The organism is Delftia sp. 11MD, from assembly GCF_050907895.1.
Lineage (GTDB): Bacteria > Pseudomonadota > Gammaproteobacteria > Burkholderiales > Burkholderiaceae_C > Comamonas > Comamonas tsuruhatensis.
Map to the genome: position 1 here is coordinate 98624 of NZ_CP194333.1, position 16614 is coordinate 115237.

The 16614-nt window shown below is 69.9% G+C and carries 15 protein-coding genes and 1 pseudogene; all 16 read right to left on the minus strand.

The features are described 5' to 3' along the window. Positions 1 to 102 precede the first annotated feature (102 nt). Entirely contained in the window at positions 103 to 738 is a 636-nt protein-coding gene (locus ACRSCF_RS00435) for a 3'-5' exonuclease (RefSeq protein WP_244387693.1), read from the minus strand. 44 nt (positions 739 to 782) lie between these two features. Further along, positions 783 to 1271, minus strand: a complete 489-nt coding sequence (hpaR, locus tag ACRSCF_RS00440) for a homoprotocatechuate degradation operon regulator HpaR (protein ID WP_016447335.1) — start codon at positions 1269 to 1271, stop codon at positions 783 to 785. Positions 1272 to 1357: 86 nt separating this feature from the next. Beyond that, on the minus strand, positions 1358 to 2179 hold the full coding sequence (locus ACRSCF_RS00445) for an aldolase/citrate lyase family protein (RefSeq protein ID WP_244387694.1): 822 nt from the start codon (positions 2177 to 2179) through the stop codon (positions 1358 to 1360). An 18-nt stretch (positions 2180 to 2197) separates the two neighbouring features. Further along, positions 2198 to 3652, minus strand: coding sequence for an NAD-dependent succinate-semialdehyde dehydrogenase (locus ACRSCF_RS00450; RefSeq protein WP_016452253.1), 1455 nt, complete (start codon positions 3650 to 3652; stop codon positions 2198 to 2200). 45 nt (positions 3653 to 3697) lie between these two features. Further along, positions 3698 to 4531 (minus strand): 2-oxo-hept-4-ene-1,7-dioate hydratase, encoded by an 834-nt coding sequence (gene hpaH / locus ACRSCF_RS00455; RefSeq protein WP_034365851.1) that lies wholly within the window; start codon positions 4529 to 4531, stop codon positions 3698 to 3700. A gap of 1 nt (position 4532) precedes the next feature. After that, the gene (locus tag ACRSCF_RS00460; protein ID WP_203400212.1) at positions 4533 to 4967 is read right to left on the minus strand and encodes a 5-carboxymethyl-2-hydroxymuconate isomerase; all 435 of its coding nucleotides are present in this window, start codon (positions 4965 to 4967) and stop codon (positions 4533 to 4535) included. Continuing rightward, positions 4968 to 5786, minus strand: a complete 819-nt coding sequence (locus ACRSCF_RS00465) for an extradiol ring-cleavage dioxygenase (RefSeq protein ID WP_244387695.1) — start codon at positions 5784 to 5786, stop codon at positions 4968 to 4970. It lies immediately after the preceding gene. A gap of 1 nt (position 5787) precedes the next feature. Beyond that, positions 5788 to 6114, minus strand: a complete 327-nt coding sequence (locus ACRSCF_RS00470) for an aromatic ring-opening dioxygenase subunit LigA (RefSeq protein WP_012202043.1) — start codon at positions 6112 to 6114, stop codon at positions 5788 to 5790. Between the two features lie 20 nt (positions 6115 to 6134). Next, positions 6135 to 7130: pseudogene (locus ACRSCF_RS00475) on the minus strand (tripartite tricarboxylate transporter substrate binding protein); the annotation flags it as partial. 42 nt (positions 7131 to 7172) lie between these two features. After that, the gene (gene hpaE / locus ACRSCF_RS00480; protein ID WP_034365845.1) at positions 7173 to 8630 is read right to left on the minus strand and encodes a 5-carboxymethyl-2-hydroxymuconate semialdehyde dehydrogenase; all 1458 of its coding nucleotides are present in this window, start codon (positions 8628 to 8630) and stop codon (positions 7173 to 7175) included. Positions 8631 to 8657: 27 nt separating this feature from the next. After that, the gene (locus ACRSCF_RS00485) at positions 8658 to 9419 is read right to left on the minus strand and encodes a fumarylacetoacetate hydrolase family protein (protein WP_244387696.1); all 762 of its coding nucleotides are present in this window, start codon (positions 9417 to 9419) and stop codon (positions 8658 to 8660) included. Then, the gene (locus tag ACRSCF_RS00490; RefSeq protein WP_070080774.1) at positions 9416 to 10096 is read right to left on the minus strand and encodes a fumarylacetoacetate hydrolase family protein; all 681 of its coding nucleotides are present in this window, start codon (positions 10094 to 10096) and stop codon (positions 9416 to 9418) included. The genes ACRSCF_RS00485 and ACRSCF_RS00490 overlap by 4 nt, the downstream gene beginning before the upstream one ends. A gap of 164 nt (positions 10097 to 10260) precedes the next feature. Then, positions 10261 to 13944: an IPTL-CTERM sorting domain-containing protein gene (locus ACRSCF_RS00495; protein WP_244387697.1), complete on the minus strand. Its 3684-nt coding sequence runs from the start codon at positions 13942 to 13944 to the stop codon at positions 10261 to 10263. A gap of 217 nt (positions 13945 to 14161) precedes the next feature. Continuing rightward, positions 14162 to 14584 (minus strand): universal stress protein, encoded by a 423-nt coding sequence (locus ACRSCF_RS00500; protein ID WP_016447345.1) that lies wholly within the window; start codon positions 14582 to 14584, stop codon positions 14162 to 14164. 63 nt (positions 14585 to 14647) lie between these two features. Continuing rightward, positions 14648 to 15538, minus strand: coding sequence for a metallophosphoesterase (locus ACRSCF_RS00505; protein ID WP_034365844.1), 891 nt, complete (start codon positions 15536 to 15538; stop codon positions 14648 to 14650). A 49-nt stretch (positions 15539 to 15587) separates the two neighbouring features. Further along, complete coding sequence (locus tag ACRSCF_RS00510) at positions 15588 to 16547, minus strand: LysR family transcriptional regulator (protein ID WP_016452246.1); 960 nt, start codon at positions 16545 to 16547, stop codon at positions 15588 to 15590. Positions 16548 to 16614 lie beyond the last annotated feature (67 nt).

Below are 16614 nucleotides of genomic sequence, written 5' to 3' on the forward strand. Positions count from 1 at the left end.
CGTAGCCGGGCAGCAACCGTGCATTATGGGTGCGGATGCCGGCAGATGCGGCCGATGGGGATTTGGCCAGGGAGGTCTTTGCCTTGCGTGCGCCGTGCCGGCTCACAGCGCCATGCGCATCTGGGCGGGCGCGGCGTTCTCCTGCAGCCAGCCTGACATGCGGGCGCGCGCGCAGCGCTGCAGCCGCATCAGCAGTGCATGCTCGGGCCAGGCCAGCGCATAGCGCCGGCACAGGTCCTGCTGCATGCGCGCCAGCAGGGCGGCGGCCATCTCGGCATCGGCCAGCGCCCGGTGGGCACGCTCGGCCACGGGCAGGCCCAGGTGGGCGGTGAGCCGGCTCAGGCTGTGGCTGGGCGCGTCGGGATAGATGCGGCGCGACAGCAGCACGGTGCAGGCAAAGGGCTGGGGCGCGGCCTCGCCGGCCAGGGCCAGTTCGGACTGCCAGAACTTGCTGTCGAAGGCCGCGTTGTGCGCCACCATGGGCGCGCTGCCCACGAAGCGGGCGGCATCGCGCATCACGTCCTCGGCGGGCGGCGCGGCTGCGACCATGGCATTGGTGATGCCGGTCAGCCGCGTGATGAAGGGCGGTATCCAGGCGCCCGTGCGCATCAGGCTCTGGAAACGGTCCACGACCTGGCCGCCCTCGATCAGCACGATGGCGACCTCGGTGGCACGCGCGCCCTGGGCAGGCGCCATGCCCGTGGTTTCAAAATCGATGACGGCAATCGGCTGCGGCATGAGGCGATTGTGCCCGGCAGTGCCCGACCGGCGTGCCGGGGCGGCTATTCCTCGGCCTGGCTGCCGTCGGCCGCGCCCAGGCGCTGCACGACCTGGTCGAGCAGGGCGTAGAGCTGCTCGATCTCTTCATGGCCCACCAGGCGCTCGATCTCGGCATAGGTCTCGGAGGAATGCGGCGCGATCTCGGCCACGATGGCGTGGCCGGCCGCCGTGAGCTCGAACTCGGCGCCGCGCATGTCGCTGGCGTGGCGCGACCGCTCCACCAGCTGCCGGCCTTCCAGCGTCTTGAGCAGGCGCGAGAGGCTGGGCATGCTGATGTAGGTGGCCTGCGACAGCTCCATGGGCCGCAGCCTGTGCGTGACCGCCGCCATGGCGCGCAGCACGCGCCACTGCTGTTCGGTCAGGCCATGGGCGCGCAGCATGGGCCGAAAGCGCACCATGACCGATTCGCGGGCGCGCAGCAGCGCCATGGGCAGGGAGCGCGAGAAGGCGCGCAGCGGCTCGGGGGCAAAAGAGGTCGTGGTCTGGGGCATGTTCGGCAGCATCTGTCGGCTGGATTCTATGCAGCCGCCGCTCCCTCCCCGGAGCGGCGTTGCGCGCGCCTTGTCAGGCCGGGGCCTCAATAGGTCTGGCTTTTCGGCGCGGGGGCCGCTGCCTGCTTGAAGCGCGCAGCCAGGGCGCTGGTGGCCTGCACCAGCACGCTGGTGTCCAGGCCCACGGCCGTGAAGGTGCAGCCCAGCTCCAGGTACTTGCGCGCCAGGGCCTCGTTGGGCGTGAGGATGCCGGGCGCCTTGCCGGCGCGGCGTATGCGCGCGATGGCGTCGGCAATCGCCTCCTGCACCTCGGGATGGCCGGGGTTGCCGATGTGGCCCATGGAGGCCGACAGGTCGGCCGGGCCGATGAAGACGCCGTCCACGCCCTCGGTGGCGGCAATGGCGTCCAGGTGGGCCAGCGCCTGGCGCGTCTCCACCTGCGCCAGCACGCAGACCTGGGCGTTGGCTTCATGGGCGTAGTTGGCGCGCCGGCCCCAGGCCGAGGCGCGTGCGCCGCCCATGCCGCGGATGCCGCCCTGGCCGTCGGCCTGCGGATAGCGCGCGGCGCGCACGATGCGTGCGGCCTGCTCGGCCGTGTCCACCATGGGCACGAGCAGGGTCTGCACGCCGATGTCCAGGTACTGCTTGATCAGCATCTCGCCGACCTCGCCGTGTCCCATGGGCACGCGGGCAATGGCATGGCTGTCGGGATAGGCCGCGATGGCCTGCAGCTGCGCCAGCAGGGTGCGCGTGTCGTTGGGCGAATGCTCGCCGTCGATCAGTAGCCAGTCGAAGCCGGCGCCCGCGCAGATTTCCGCCGAATAGGCGTCGGCCAGGCCCAGCCACAGGCCGATCTGGGGTTGGTCGGCCGCAATGGCGGCCTTGAAGCGGTTCACAGGTGTCTGCATGGTGTGATTGTCCGGGCCTCAGTGGCCCATGCACAGGTACTTGGTGCTCAGGTATTCCTCTATGCCGGCGGCGCCGCCCTCGCGGCCCATGCCCGACTGCTTGACGCCGCCAAACGGCGCCACGGCCGTGCTGATGATGCCGCTGTTGATGCCCACCATGCCGTACTCCAGCGCCTCGCCCACGCGCCACACGCGGCCCACGTCGCGGGCGTAGAAGTAGGCGGCCAGGCCGTACTCGGTGTCGTTGGCCATGCGGATGGCCTCTTCCTCGGTCTTGAAGCGGAACACGGGCGCCACGGGGCCGAAGACCTCTTCCCTGGCGATGCGCATGCGGTCCGTGGCGTTGGCCAGGATGGTGGGCTCGTAGAAGGTGCCGCCCAGCGCGTGGCGCTTGCCGCCCAGCACGACCTCGGCGCCGTTCTTCACGGCATCGGCCACCAGCTCCTCGACCTTGTCCACGGCGGCCTGGTCGATCAGCGGGCCCTGGCCCACGCCGGCCTCCAGCCCGTTGCCCACCTTGAGGGCCTGCACGGCGACCTTGAGCCTGGCCATGAAGGCGTCGTACACGCCGTCCTGCACCAGCAGGCGGTTGGCGCACACGCAGGTCTGGCCGGTGTTGCGGTACTTGGAGGCCATGGCGCCTTCCACGGCGGCATCGAGGTCCGCGTCATCGAAGACGATGAAGGGCGCGTTGCCGCCCAGCTCCAGCGACATCTTCTTGAGCGTGGGCGCGCATTGCTCGGCCAGCACGCGGCCCACTTCGGTGGAGCCCGTGAAGGTCAGCTTGCGCACGGCCATGCTGGCCGTGAGCACGCCGCCGATGGCGCGCGAGGAGCCCGTGATCACGCTGAACACGCCTTCGGGAATGCCGGCGCGCTGGGCCAGCTCTGCCATGGCCAGGGCCGACAGCGGTGTCTGCTGCGCGGGCTTGACGATGATGGTGCAGCCCGCCGCCAGGGCGGGCGCGACCTTGCGCGTGATCATGGCGGCCGGGAAGTTCCAGGGCGTGATCGCGGCGCAGACCCCCACCGGCTCCTTGGTCACGATGATGCGCTTGTCGGCCCAGGGCGCGGGCACGGTGGAGCCGTAGATGCGGCGCGCTTCCTCGGCAAACCACTGCACGTAGGAGGCCGCATAGGCGATCTCGCCGCGCGACTCGGCCAGGGGCTTGCCCTGCTCGCTGGTCATGATCAGGGCCAGGTCCTCCTGGTTCTCCATCATCAGCTCGAACCAGCGATGCAGCAGGCGTGCGCGGGCCTCGGCGGTCTGCTGCTTCCAGAGGGCGAAGGCGCGCTCGGCGGCGGCGATGGCGCGCTGCGTCTCGGCCTCGCCCATGCGGGGCACATGGCCGACGGCTTCGCCCGTGGCGGGGTTGTGGACGTCGATGCGGCTGCCATCGTCGGCGGCCAGCCATTGGCCGTCGATCAGGCAGAGGTTCTTGAGCAGGCTGGGGTCGCGCAGTGCAAGCGGCATGGGAAATCTCCAATAAGGGCGGGGCAGGCGTCGGGACGACGGCGCCTAGACAAAACGGAACTGCAGCCGGCCCAGCGGGCCGTAGTCGGCATCGAACAGGTCGCCAGGCTTGGCGGCCACGGGGCGCGTGAACGAGCCCGCCAGCACGGTCTGGCCGGCCTCCAGGGCTTCGCCCCAGGGCGAGAGCTTGTTGGCCAGCCAGGCCACGCCGATGGCGGGATGGCCCTGCACGCCGGCAGCCAGGCCGGTCTCCTCGACCACGCCGTTGCAGCGCAGTATGGCGCCGCACCAGGGCAGGTCTATCACCTGGGGGTCAGCGCGGCCGGCGCCGGTGACGATGCCCGCATTGGCCGCGTTGTCGCTGATGGTGTCGTAGACCTTGCGCATGGCCTTGGTGTGGCGGTCGAATTGCTCGATGCGCGCGTCGATGATCTCGATGGCCGGAGTCACATGGTCGGTGGCGTCCAGCACGTCCTGCAGCGTGATCTCCTTGCCGCCGGGCAGGCCCGGGCCGCGCAGCGGCGCCTTGAGCACGAAGGCCAGCTCCACCTCCACGCGCGGCGCGATGAAGTGGGCGGCCGGGATGTCCAGCACCTGGCCCGGCGTGCAGCGGTAGAGCATGCTGTCGAGCAGGGTGCCGTAGTCGGGCTCGTCGATCTGGCTCGATATCTGCATGGCGCGCGAGGTCAGGCCGATCTTGTGGCCTATCACCTTGCGGCCCGCCGCGATCTGCAGGCGCACCCATTCGCGCGAGACGCGGTAGCCATCCTCCACGGTCATGCCGGGAAAGCGCTTGGAGAAATGCTCGACCTGCACGCGCGTCTTCTCGCTGCGGTCCAGCTCCTGGGCCAGTTGGGTCAACAGTTCTTGGGAAAACATTTCAAGGCCTGGAAAAGAGAGGGTGGAGGGTGCTGTGCTTGCCGTCGTAGACCTGGCCCGGGCTTTCATCGACCTGCACGGTCAGGCCCAGGTGGCGCTGCACGAACAGCGGCTGCAGATGGCGGCGCGCGCAGGCCAGCAGGGCGTCGCCGGCCTGCTGCTGCACGGCGGCCGAGCGGCCCCGGCCCATGCGCAGGTTGATGTAGATGAAGCCGTAGTCGCCATCGCCGCCCGCTGCGAGGCCCGCGGCCCCGCCATCGGCCACGGCGCTGTGCGGCGCGGGGTAGGCCAGCACGCGCGTGCCGCCCGTGGGAAAGACCTGGGCGCCGTCTTCGGCGCGCACGGTGAGCATGGTGTCGGCCAGGGCGCGGCACAGCTGCGTCATGTCGGTGTGCGCGTCCAGGCTGGCCGTGTAGAGGATGACCACGTGCGGCATTCAGGCCACCTCCATGGTGGCGGCCGTGCAGCTCACGGCGAAGATGGGAATGGGCTGGCAGTACAGCACCTGGCCCGCGCCGCGCGCGGCGGCGGCCACGGCGATGAAGCTGCGGATCTCGAAGCCGCCCTGGCCGCCGTCGCGGTAGGTCTCGGCGTCGGTGTACGACAGCAGCGCGTCCCGGTCGTTGCGGCACCAGCGGTCCATGAACTGCTGGTCCCACTCCCAGTTGACCTTGCCCGAGTCGGGCGTGGCCGGCCAGTGCGAGATGCCGCCCGTGCCCACGATGGCGATGCGCTCGGGCGCCTTGTCGCAGGCGCGGCGCAGGGCCTCGCCAAAGGCCCAGGCGCGGTGCAGCGGCGTCAGCGGCGGGCCCTGGCAGTTGATGTTGACGGGGATGATGTTCTTGTCATAGGCCGGCGTCAGAAAGTGCAGCGGGACCATGATGCCGTGGTCGAACTTCCACTCCTCGGCAAAGGCCACGTCCACGGTCTGCATGACCTCGGTGATCAGGCGCCGCGACAGCTCGGCATTGCCGGGAATGCGGTGGCGCTCTATGCCCAGCCAGGCCGGGTCCTCGATGGGCCCTTCGTAGTGGTCCGCCATGCCGATGGCATAGGCCGGCATGTTGTTCATGAAGAAGTTGGCGAAGTGCTCGGCCGCGATGACGATCACGGCGTCGGGCCGCGCCGCCTCCAGCCGTGCGCCCATGTCGCGGAAGGCGGCATGGAAGGCATCCTTGGTGGCCGGATCGGCCAGGTGTGCGCGGCCCGTGATGCCGGGCGCGTGGCTGCAAACGCCTGCAAATACCAGACTCATCTCAAACTCCTGCGATCTTTTCGTTGGTGGCTGTCGTCATCGCGTAGACGCCCGCGCGCACCGGTCCGTGCTTTTGCACGCCATCGCGCATGGCCTGCAGGTAGTCGGCCCAGGGCATGCCCAGCAGCGGCGCGAAGTGCATCAGCAGCTGGCCGTTGCAGCCCAGCACGTAGAGCTTGCCGATGTCGCCGTGGAACATGGCTTCGTACTCCTCGGGCTCCAGCGCGTACTCGGCCAGCAGCGCGGCGCGGTCCTCGGCGAAGCGCCGCTGCACCTCGGGCTCGCGGTTGAGCTGGAACAGGAATTTCTGCATGGTGTACAGGCTCATGGCGGCTCCCGGTGTCTGCCTCAGCCCAGCGTGATGTTGGCGCGGCGGATGATGGCTTCGTACTTGGCGATTTCGCTGGTGACGAAGGCCGCGAACTGCTGCGCCGTGCCGGCCTGCGAGACGATGCCGCCGCGCGCGAAGGCGTCCACCACGGCGGGCTCGGCCAGCGCCTTGACCACGGCGGCGTTGATGCGCTGCACCAGCGCATCGGGCGTGGCGCCGGGTGCCAGCAGCCCCTGCCAGGAGTTGGATTCCAGCGCCACGCCCTGCTCGGCCAGCGTGGGCACCTGGGGAGCGAACTGCGAGCGCTGGCGCGTGGCCATGCCCAGTGCCACCAGCTTGCCGCTTTGCACATGGCCACGGAACTCGGGCCAGTTGCCGAACATCACGTCCACCTGGCCGCCCAGCAGGTCGGCCAGCGCCGGGCCCTGGCCCTTGTAGGGGATGTGGACCATGTCGATGCCCATCTCCTGGCACAGCAGCGCGCCCGACAGATGGGCCGAGGTGCCGTTGCCGAACGAGGCATAGCTGAGCTCGCCGGGCCTGGCCTTGGCGCGGCTGCGCAGGTCGGCCAGCGTCTTCAGGCCGCTGCCCGGGTGGGTGGCCAGCACATGCTCGGACAGGCCCATCAGCGCCACGGGCTTGAGGTCGCGCGTGGTGTCGTAGGGCAGGTTCTTCACCAGCGTCTTGTTGGCCGTGAAGCTGTTGGCCACGCACACCAGGGTGTAGCCGTCGGCCGGCTGCTTGGACACATAGTCCACGCCGATCACCGTGCCCGCGCCGGGCTTGTTCTCCACGATCACAGGCTGGCCCAGGGACTTGCCCAGCTCGGTGCCCACCAGGCGCGCCACCAGGTCGGTGGTGCCGCCCGGCGTGAAGGGCACGATGATGCGCAGCGGCTTTGCGGGCCAGGTGCCGGACGCGCTGCCGGGCTGGGCCTGGGAAAGGCCCGGGAGCATCAGCGCTGCGGCCGTGGTGGCTGCGGTGGATTGCAGGAAATGGCGGCGTTGCATGTCTTGTCTCCTCGGTTCTCTTTGTCGTTGTCGCTGGTCGCCCGTTCAGACGCCCCAGTGCGGAATATGGTGCGAGCCCAGCGAGACGGCCACGTTCTTGGGCTCGCAAAAGACCTCGTAGCTCCAGCTGCCGCCCTCGCGGCCCGTGCCCGAGGCCTTGGTGCCGCCGAAGGGCTGGCGCAGGTCGCGCACGTTCTGGCTGTTGACGAAGCACATGCCGGCCTCGATGGCGGCGGCCACGCGGTGGGCGCGGCCCACGCTCTCGGTCCAGACGTAGCTGGACAGGCCGTACTGGATATCGTTGGCCAGGCGCACGGCTTCGGCCTCGTCGCTGAAGGGGATGATGCAGGCCACGGGGCCGAAGATCTCGTCCTGGGCGATCTGCATGCGGTTGTCCACGTCGGCAAACACCGTGGGCAGCACATAGTTGCCCTTGCGCACGCGCTCGGGCAGCACGGGCGCATCCAGGCCGCCGCACAGCATGCTGGCGCCTTCCTTCTGGCCCAGCTCGATGTAGTGGCGCACCTTGGCCAGGTGGCTGGCGCTGATCATGGGGCCGACGATGGTGGACTCGTCCAGCGGGTCGCCCACGGTGATCCTCCTGGCGCGCTCCACGAAGCGGTCCACGAACTTCGCATAGATGCCCTTTTGCACCAGGATGCGGCTGCCGGCCGTGCAGCGCTCGCCGTTGTTGGAGAAGATCATGAACACGGCCGCATCCAGCGCGCGCTCGAAGTCGGCGTCGTCAAAGATCACGAAGGGGCTCTTGCCGCCCAGCTCCATGCTGAACTTCTTGAGGCCGGCGGCCTGCACGATGCGGTTGCCGGTCTGGGTCGAGCCCGTGAACGAGACGGCGCGCACATCGCGGTGGCGCACCAGGGGCTCGCCCGCGTCCTTGCCGTAGCCGTGCACCAGGTTGAGCACGCCGGGCGGAATGCCGGCCTCCAGCGCCAGCTCGCCCAGGCGCGCGGCCGTCATGGGCGACAGCTCGCTCATCTTGAGCACGGCCGTGTTGCCGAAGGCCAGGCAGGGCGCCACCTTCCAGGTGGCCGTCATGAAGGGCACGTTCCACGGCGAGATCAGCGCGCACACGCCCACGGGGTGGAACAGGGTGTAGTTCAGGTGCGTGGGCGTGGGATAGGTGTGGCCGTCCACGCGCGTGCACATCTCGGCAAAGTAGTAGAAGTTGTCGGCCGCGCGCGGCACCAGCTGCTTGCCGGTCTGGGCGATGACCTGGCCGCAGTCGTTGGTCTCGGTCTGCGCGATCTCGGGCACATGGCGGGCGATCAGGTCGCCCAGCTTGCGCACGAGCTTGGCGCGTTCGGTGGCGGGCGTGTTGGCCCATTTCGGGAAGGCGTTCTTCGCGGCGGCGACGGCGGCCTGCACCTCGGCCTCGCCGCCAGCGGCAACCTCGGCCAGCACCTCCTGGGTGGCGGGGTTGACGGTCTCGAAATAGTCCTTGCCGGCGACGGCCTTGCCGTCGATCAGGTGGTCAATGCGCATGGGGATTCCTTGGCGTATGCGGTGGGTTCAGGAGGCGGCCGGCGCGTCGCCGACGATGGTGTTGACCAGGCGGCCCAGGCCTTCGATCTCGGTGACGATCTCGTCGCCCACGCGGGAGTCGGCCACGCCGTCGGGCGTGCCGGTGAGGATGAGATCGCCGGGGTTCAGCGTCATGAAGCCCGACAGGTGGGCGATCAGCGAGGGGATGTCATGCACCATGTCGCGCGTGCTGCCGTCCTGCTTGAGCTCGCCGTTGACCCAGCTGCGCAGGCGCAGGCTCATGGGGTCGGGCACATCGGCCGCATCGACGAACCACGGGCCCACGGGCGTGGCGCCGTCGCGGTTCTTCACGCGCAGGTTGGGCCGGTAGAAGTTCTCCAGGTAGTCGCGTATGGCGTAGTCGTTGGCCGTGCAGTAGCCGGCGACCACGCTGTAGGCGTCTTCGCGGCGCACGTTGCGGCAGGTCTTGCCGATGACCACGCCCAGCTCGCACTCGAAGTGCATGTAGGCCACGTCGGCGGGCCGGTACGTGTGGCCGTGGTGGCCGTTCAGCGTGTTCGGGCCCTTGAGGAAGACCAGCGGCTCCTCGGGCGCCTTGTTGAAGGCGATTTCCTTGGCATGGTCCGCATAGTTCAGGCCCAGCGCGAAGACGGTGCCGAACTGCAGCGGCGGCAGCCACTGCACGGCGGTCTCCGCCACCAGGCGGCCATCGGGCAACTGCACCTGTCTGTGCGGGCCTTCGGTGACCTGCAGGCTCTGTCCTTCGAAGATGACGCGTCCGTGCTTCATGCTGCTGCTCCCTGTTCTGCCACCACCGAATGCGTGAGCCGGCCCAGGCCGGGCACCTCGATGACCACGCGGTCCCCGGGCCGCGCCAGCGGCGCGCCTTCGCCCGGGCCCAGCAGCAGCACGTCGCCGGGCGACAGCGTCATGAATTCGGTCACGTCGGCCAGCAGCCTTGCGGGCGAGCGCACCAGGTCGGCAAAGCCGCGCTGCCAGACCTGTTCACCATTGATGGACACCGTGAGTTCTGCCGCTTGCGCATCGAAGCCTGCGCCGCGCACCGGCGTGCCCAGCGGGCAGAAACCGTCGCGGCAGCGCTGGCGGATGGCGGGGCGGTAGTAGTTCTCGTGCGGCAGCGTGAGGTCGCTGGCGATCAGCCAGCCGGCCACATGGTCCAGGGCCGTTGCTTCGCTGACGCGCGTGGCGCTGCGGCCGATCACCAGGCCGATGCTGGCATCGACGCGGACCTCGCCGGGATCGGCCGGCACGGCCACCGCAGCGCCATCGCGCGCCCAGGTGTTGCGCGGCTTGAGATAGAGCACGGGGGCGCGCGGAGCGGCCTTGTAGGGCGCGCTGTCGAACTGCGGCGACAGGCGCTGCACGGTGGCCTGCTGGTTGAGCAGCGTGCCGTAGACCGTGCCCAGCGCAAGGCCGTCATCCAGGAGAAAGGGCTGAATCTGCATGGTGTGGATTTAGTTAACGTGGTAATTATTGTTTGTGCAACAAGCCCCGTCAACACGGGGGATTCAGGGTTTTCCCAGGCCGCAGCAAAAAGCCCCTGCACGGCGAACCGTGCAGGGGCTTGAAGGGGGTACCGGGTGCGGCCGGTACAGAAGGCGCGCGGGCGTCAGCCGCGTCGGCGGCGCAGTGCGGCCATGCCGCCCAGGGCCAGCGCCAGCAGCGCCTGGGCCAGCGTGGACAGGCCGGGCACGGGGGTGGCCGTGGCGCCGGGCGGCAGGGCCGCAGGCGCGGCCACCGCCACGGGGTCCACGATGACGCCGTTGACGATCAGGTCGCTGTCGCCCGTCTGCCCGTCGGTGATGTCGAAGCTCACCGAGCGGCGGTCGGGTGCGAAGCGGTAGGCCGATGCGGCCAGCTCATACCAGTGCGCCGTGGGCGTGGCGGCCGTGGGGCCGTACTTCCAGAGCGTGGCCTGGGCGGGTGCGGCTTCAGGCAGGTCCATGCGGATGGTGGCCATGGAGCCCGGCGTGCCGCCCATGAGCACGAAGCTCAGGCTGCCGTAGGGCATGCGCAGGCCGCCCGGCAGCGGGCTTTGCGAGGGCGCAGGCTGAAAGCCTGCCGAGTTCGAGGCGAACTGCCACTGGTCTGCACCCACATTGCCCGTGCCGTTGCTGACGCCCGCCGTGTTGCTGCCCGTGCCGATCTGCGTGCCGATGGGCACGGGCTTGCTCAGCGCCAGCACAGCCGGCGCGCTGGCCGTGCCCGAGGCCGGCAGGTTGACCGCATGCACGCGGTAGCTCACGGCGGGGTCCAGGCCGGTGAAGGACAGCGTGGCGGCCGTGCCGGCCGCGGTGCTGACCGTGTTGCTGGCAGGGGCCGGCAGGCCGGCGGCATCCAGGCCGGCCATGACCTGTTCCCAGCTGGGGACGGGGACGGGGGCGTTGGCGGGCAGGGCCACGGCGCGCAGGCTGCCGCCCACGCTGGGCGTGGCCTGGACCACGGCCGATGTCTGGTCCACGGCCTGGGCGGACAGGGCCACGGTGGACAGGGCGGGTACCGCCAGGCTGTCCAGGCGCGCCTTTTTCCAGGCGGCATGGGGCAGGTCCTTGGCCACGGTGCCATCGCCGTAGAAATCGGCATCGCCGCAGTCGCTGAGGATGTCCACGCTGCCGCCCGCGTCCAGGCTGGCGGGCATGGCGCCTATGCCTTCGGCCGAGCAGGCGGTGTGGGGCGCGGTGATGGCGGCCAGGTCGGCAGCGCGCGGGCGCAGGTTCAGGGCCAGGCCTGCGCTGTTCACGCGGCCGTCCCAGGAATAGAGCTGGAAGTTGCGCGGCGCGGTGCCCGTGGCGCTGGCCGAGGGGCCGGCAATGATCAGGTACTCGTCGGCCGCATTTTTGCGGATTTCGCGGATGCCGCGGCCGCCCAGGTCCAGGCGAATCGGCTGGCCCATGGTCGCGCTGCCCTTGCTGCCGCCATCGGCCGCAGGCAGGGCCGCGAAGTTGGTCACGGGCACGATCAGCGCATGCGTGCGGCCCGTGGCGTCGTCGGCCGTGACGGCGGGCGCGCCCGGCGCCGGCACCAGCGGCGCGCGAAAGCCCAGCCATGCGGCGCCGTCGTCGGGGCTGGTGGACATGCCTTCGATGGAAAAACCGCTCATCGTCTCGGCCTCGGGCGCCTTGGTGGCGCCGCCGTCCGAGCTGGCCACCAGGCCCAGATAGTTGGCGGCAAGGCCGTCATGCGCGGCCGCGTCCCAGCTGCGCAGGTCCTCGCGCAGCCAGCGGTAGTAGCCACTGGCGGTCAGCGCCGTGGAGGCGCCGGAGCCGGTCACATCCATCGCCGCCAGGCGCCAGCGGTCGGTGCGCGACTTGCCGCTCTTGTTGTTGGAGTGCGAGCCCGCCACGTACACGCGGCTGCCCAGGGCAAAGCTGGCCTCGATGTCCATTTCCTCGTCGCTCTTGCAGCTGTCCAGGCCCGTGAGGCCGGGGGCGGTGCAGGCGGCGGCATCGGCCAGGCCCAGGGCGGTCCTGTCCAGCATCAGCGGCTTGACGGGCAGCCCGCCGGCCGGGCCATAGGCCGAGAAGGAGTTGCCGGCCGGCAGCGCATTGCCCGAGGCATCCTGGGCAGGCGCCTCGTCGTCGCCCACCAGCATGGTGGCGGCATCGATGACGATGGCCGTCGATGCGTCCGAGCGCCCGGCCAGCCAGCGCGGGCTGGTGTTGGCTGCGGTGTTGGCCGAGGCCGCGTACTTGATGGTGCGGCTGACGGAGGCGCCGCCCGCGTTGATCAGCGTGACGGTGATGTCGGCATAGCCCACGCCCGTGGGCGTGATCCTGAGCACGGCGCTGCCGGCCTGGTTGGACGCGGCCAGGCCGGCGTCGGCCACCACGGCCTGGTTGCTCGAACGCGCAGTGACCTGTACGCCGCCAGCGCCCCCCGCATCCTGCACCGTGAAGCCGATGCCTGCCGAGGCCAGCGGGTCGTTGGCGTCGCCGACCACGCCGGAAAACGCGGTCAGTTCGGGCAGCGAGGCCGTCGGCGGGGCCGAGGCCATGAAAGGCACGCTCACTGCAGCCGTGCTCCCGCCGAGGCCGTTGACGGCGCGCACGCGCAGCGTATAGCTGCCGGGCTGCAGGCCTTCCAGCGCCTGGCTGTTGCCCAGGGCCACGGCCGTGGAGGCTACCGATGCAAAGCTGTCCTGCGACAGCTCCACCACGTAGTAGGCGGCGCCCGGCACGGCGTCCCAGGCGGCCGTCACGCGGTTGCCGGCCGGGGTGGCCGCCAGGTTGGAGGGGGCGGCGGGCACGGTCGCCGGCACGGTCTCCAGCGGAGCCCAGGCCACGCCATAGAACACGCCGTCCTGCGGCGCGGCGATGGACTCGGCCGTGCCCGACAGCGTGCCGGCGTAGCCGCCGTGATCGAAGGCGCGGTACAGGCGGCCCGTGGTGTCGGTGGCCATCAGCATCACATTGCCGCCGCCGGTATCGAAGGCGGCCAGGCCGTGGACCTTGGACAGGCCGGCAATGGAGCCTGCGGGCTGCCAGCTGGTGCCGTCCATCGAGAGGCGGAATTTCCGGATGGCGCCGGTATCGTTGTCCGCCACGTAGACGGTGTTCGCCAGGGCGGGGCCGCCATCGAGTTGCAGGAAGGCGATGCCGCGGTAGGTGGAGGGCGTCAGGCCCGCCAGGGGCAGGGCCGTCTGGATGCCCGTGGTCGGCAAATTCGTGCCGATCTGGTTGAGCGAGCCTCCGTTGATGGCGGCGATCAACTGGCCGCCGGCGACCGCCAGGCCCTGGACATTGCTGCTGTTCAGTTGGGAGATGCCCGTGCCGTCGGCAGCCACATGCCAGATGCCATTGTTGGCCGTGGCCGTACCCTTGCCGCTGGCCCAGACGGCGCCGCAGTCGCTGCTGGCTGCTGCGCGGATGGTGTCCTTGCTGAAGGCCGTGGTGCCGAGCGGGCGCAGGCTTTTCACGTCGGAGTCGAACCCCACCACGGCCACGGCGCGCGGGGCCGCCGCTGCAGTGACGCCGTTGGGCTCGGTGCCGCCGGTGGCCACGGCATAGCCGGGAACCACCAGGCACAGGCCATTGTCCGAGCGGTTGAGCAGGCCTTCCGAGCCCTTGCTGCTGGCCGTCAGCGGCGTCGCTCCGCCTGACAGCGGCAGCGATTGCACCAGCGTGCCGTCCACGCGGTACTCATCCAGGAACACGGGCAGCGCGCCTGTGCCCGTGCCCACGCGGTAGGCCACCAGGTTGCCCGGGGTGAAGGGCGCGGACCATGCAGCGCCACACAGGGCCAGGCAGGCCGTTGCAATCGCCTTGTGCCGCCAATCCAAAGTACTCGCGCGCATGCTCACCATCCCCCTGTGTGACAAATCGCGCGACTGTAAGAGGCGGCTGTGACAGCCCGGTGACGGCAGGCCCGCAGGATGGTGGGAAGGCACCATGCAAAAAAAAGACGGCTCCCTCAGGGGAGCCGTCCTTGCCTCATTGCGCCGTGATGCCCGCGCTTTGCTTTTTCTGGTTATGGGCGCTGCGTGTGCACGGGGCAGCGTATCGAGCGGTCGATCAGCGGATCAGCAGCACAGGCACCTGGCTGCCGGCCAGCACCTGGGTGCTGACCGAGCCCATGACCAGGCGGCCCAGCGTGCCGTGGCCATGCGTGCCCATGACCAGCAGGTCGAACTTGCCTTCTTCGGCCGCCTTGATGATGGAGTCGGCAATCGGGCCGACCTTGCTCAGGCGGGCTGCCTGCACGCCGTGCTCGGCCAGGTAGCTGCACACGGGGTCCAGCACCTTGGTCGACTCCTCGGCGTAGTACTCGTCCACCACGTCCTTGCCCAGGGCGGCGCGCGCGCGGGCCGGCAGCTGGGGCTGGACGGTGATGGCGCTGTAGCTGTGGGCCGAACCCAGGATCTCCGGGTGCGAGGTCAGGTAGGCCAGCATCTTCTGGGTGTAGGGGCTGCCATCGACAGCGAGCAGGATGTTCATGAAGGTCCTCCTTGGATATGGCCCGAGACTAAGCCCAAGCCGGGGTGGAGTGCTTGATCCAGGTCAAGCACGGGCCGGTGCCTCTGCCGCCCCTGCGGTCGCATGCACCGGCAACTCGATGGTAGAGCGCGGCGAAAACCCCTCCTGCTCGCCCTTGCGCGCGTAGCCCAGCGGGTTGGCCACCACGCGGCAGCGCCAGGCGCTGCCATCGCCGCGCAGGCCCTCGGCCACATAGTCGCTGGGCGAATGCAGGTGGCCGTGCAGCCACAGATCGGCAAAGGGCAGCAGTTCATCCAGCACGTTGCAAAAGCCGGCCGTGCCCGGCACCAGGCCGTAGCGCGGGTCGGCGCTGCGCAGGCTGGGCGCGAAATGCGTGACGGCCACCGTGGGGCCATCGAAGGGCCTGGCCAGCGCCTGGCGCAGCCATTGCTGGCAGACCAGCGACTGCTCGCGCATGGGCTCGGCCAGGAAGGGCTCGCCGTCGCGCGTGCCGCCGGTCTTTTGCAGGTAGAAATTGGCGGCGCGAAAGGCCTTCTCGCGCAGTTTGAGCAGCCGGGCCAGATCGGTCACGCCTTCATGCATGGACATGGCGTCGTAGTCGCTCCACAGCGTGGTGCCCACGAAGCGCACGCCGTCCAGCACGGCCGTCTCGCGCTCCAGCCAGACCATGCCCATGCGCTCGCAGGTGGCACGCAGGCGGGCGTGGGCGGCGTCGAAGTCCTGCATGTCGTACTCATGGTTGCCCGGCACGAAGATCACGGGGCAGGGCCAGCCCGCGTACTGGGGCAGGGGAGAGAAGCGCTCCAGCCCGAAATCCTGGCCCGGCAGCAGGCTGCCGCTCTGGTAGGAGCCTATGTCGCCGGCCAGCACCAGCACGTCGGCATCGGGTGCGGGCTCGGCGATGAAATGCGGATGGGCCTCGAGGTGCAGGTCGGACAGCAGCTGGATCTTCATGCGGCCAAGTGTAGAACCTGCGCTGGCGCGGGCGCCCCGCAAACGGCGCTCAGGTGTGCGGGAAGGTCGCCTCTGCAGAGCGCGTGAGCGTGCGCAGCAGCCAGTCGTAGGCCTGAGGATGCTGGCCGCGCCGGCGCCACAGCGCGTCCACGTGCACGGGCTGCACGTCGAAGGGCAGCTCGCGCAGCACCAGCTTGTCGGCCATGCCGGTCACGGGCACGAAGTGGCGCGGCAATATGGTCAGCAGGTTGGAGGTCATGACCACGCGCCCGGCCGTGAAGAACTGGTTGACGGTAAGCACCACCTGGCGCGTGCGGCCCAGCGAGGCCAGGGCCTCGTCGATGAAGCCGAAGGAGCGGCCCGAGAAGCTCACCAGCATGTGGCGCGCCGCGCAGTAGTTGTCCAGCGTCAGCGGCACATCGGCCAGCGGATGGCCCTGGCGCATCACGCACAGGTACTCGCCTTCATACAGGCGCCGGCTGTCGAAGGCCACCAGGGCGCCCGACTGCGCGCGCGCCGTCAGGTCGGCCAGCGCGGCGGGGAAGTAGCCCACGGCCATGTCGGCCTCGCCGGCCTCCAGCAGGCTGCGCGGGTCGCGCGTGGTCAGCGGCAGCACGCGGATGCCGATGCCGGGCGCCTCGCGCTCCAGCAGGCTGAACATGGGAGGAATCAGCGTGGCGGCCGTGGCGTCGGCCATGGCCAGCACAAAGGTGGCGGTGGCGGTGGAGGGGTGGAATTCGCCTGGCGTCAGCGTGTCCTGCAGTTGCTGCAGCGCCTCGCGGATCACGGGCCACAGCGCCAGCGCGCGCGGCGTGGGCTCCACGCCCTGGCCCTGGCGCACCAGGAGCTCGTCGCCCAGCGCCTCGCGCAGGCGGCGCAGCGCATTGCTCACGGCCGGCTGGGTGATGGCCAGCTTGTGGGCCGCCCGCGTGAGGCTGCGCTCCGCCATCACCTCGTCGAAGACGCGCAGCAGGTTCAGATCCAGTGTGCGGAAGTTCAGGGCGGACATGGCCGTGGCAGCGAGCGCTGAGTCATCACTGGTGTGAATGCTACAGATTCAAGATATAAATTTGAAG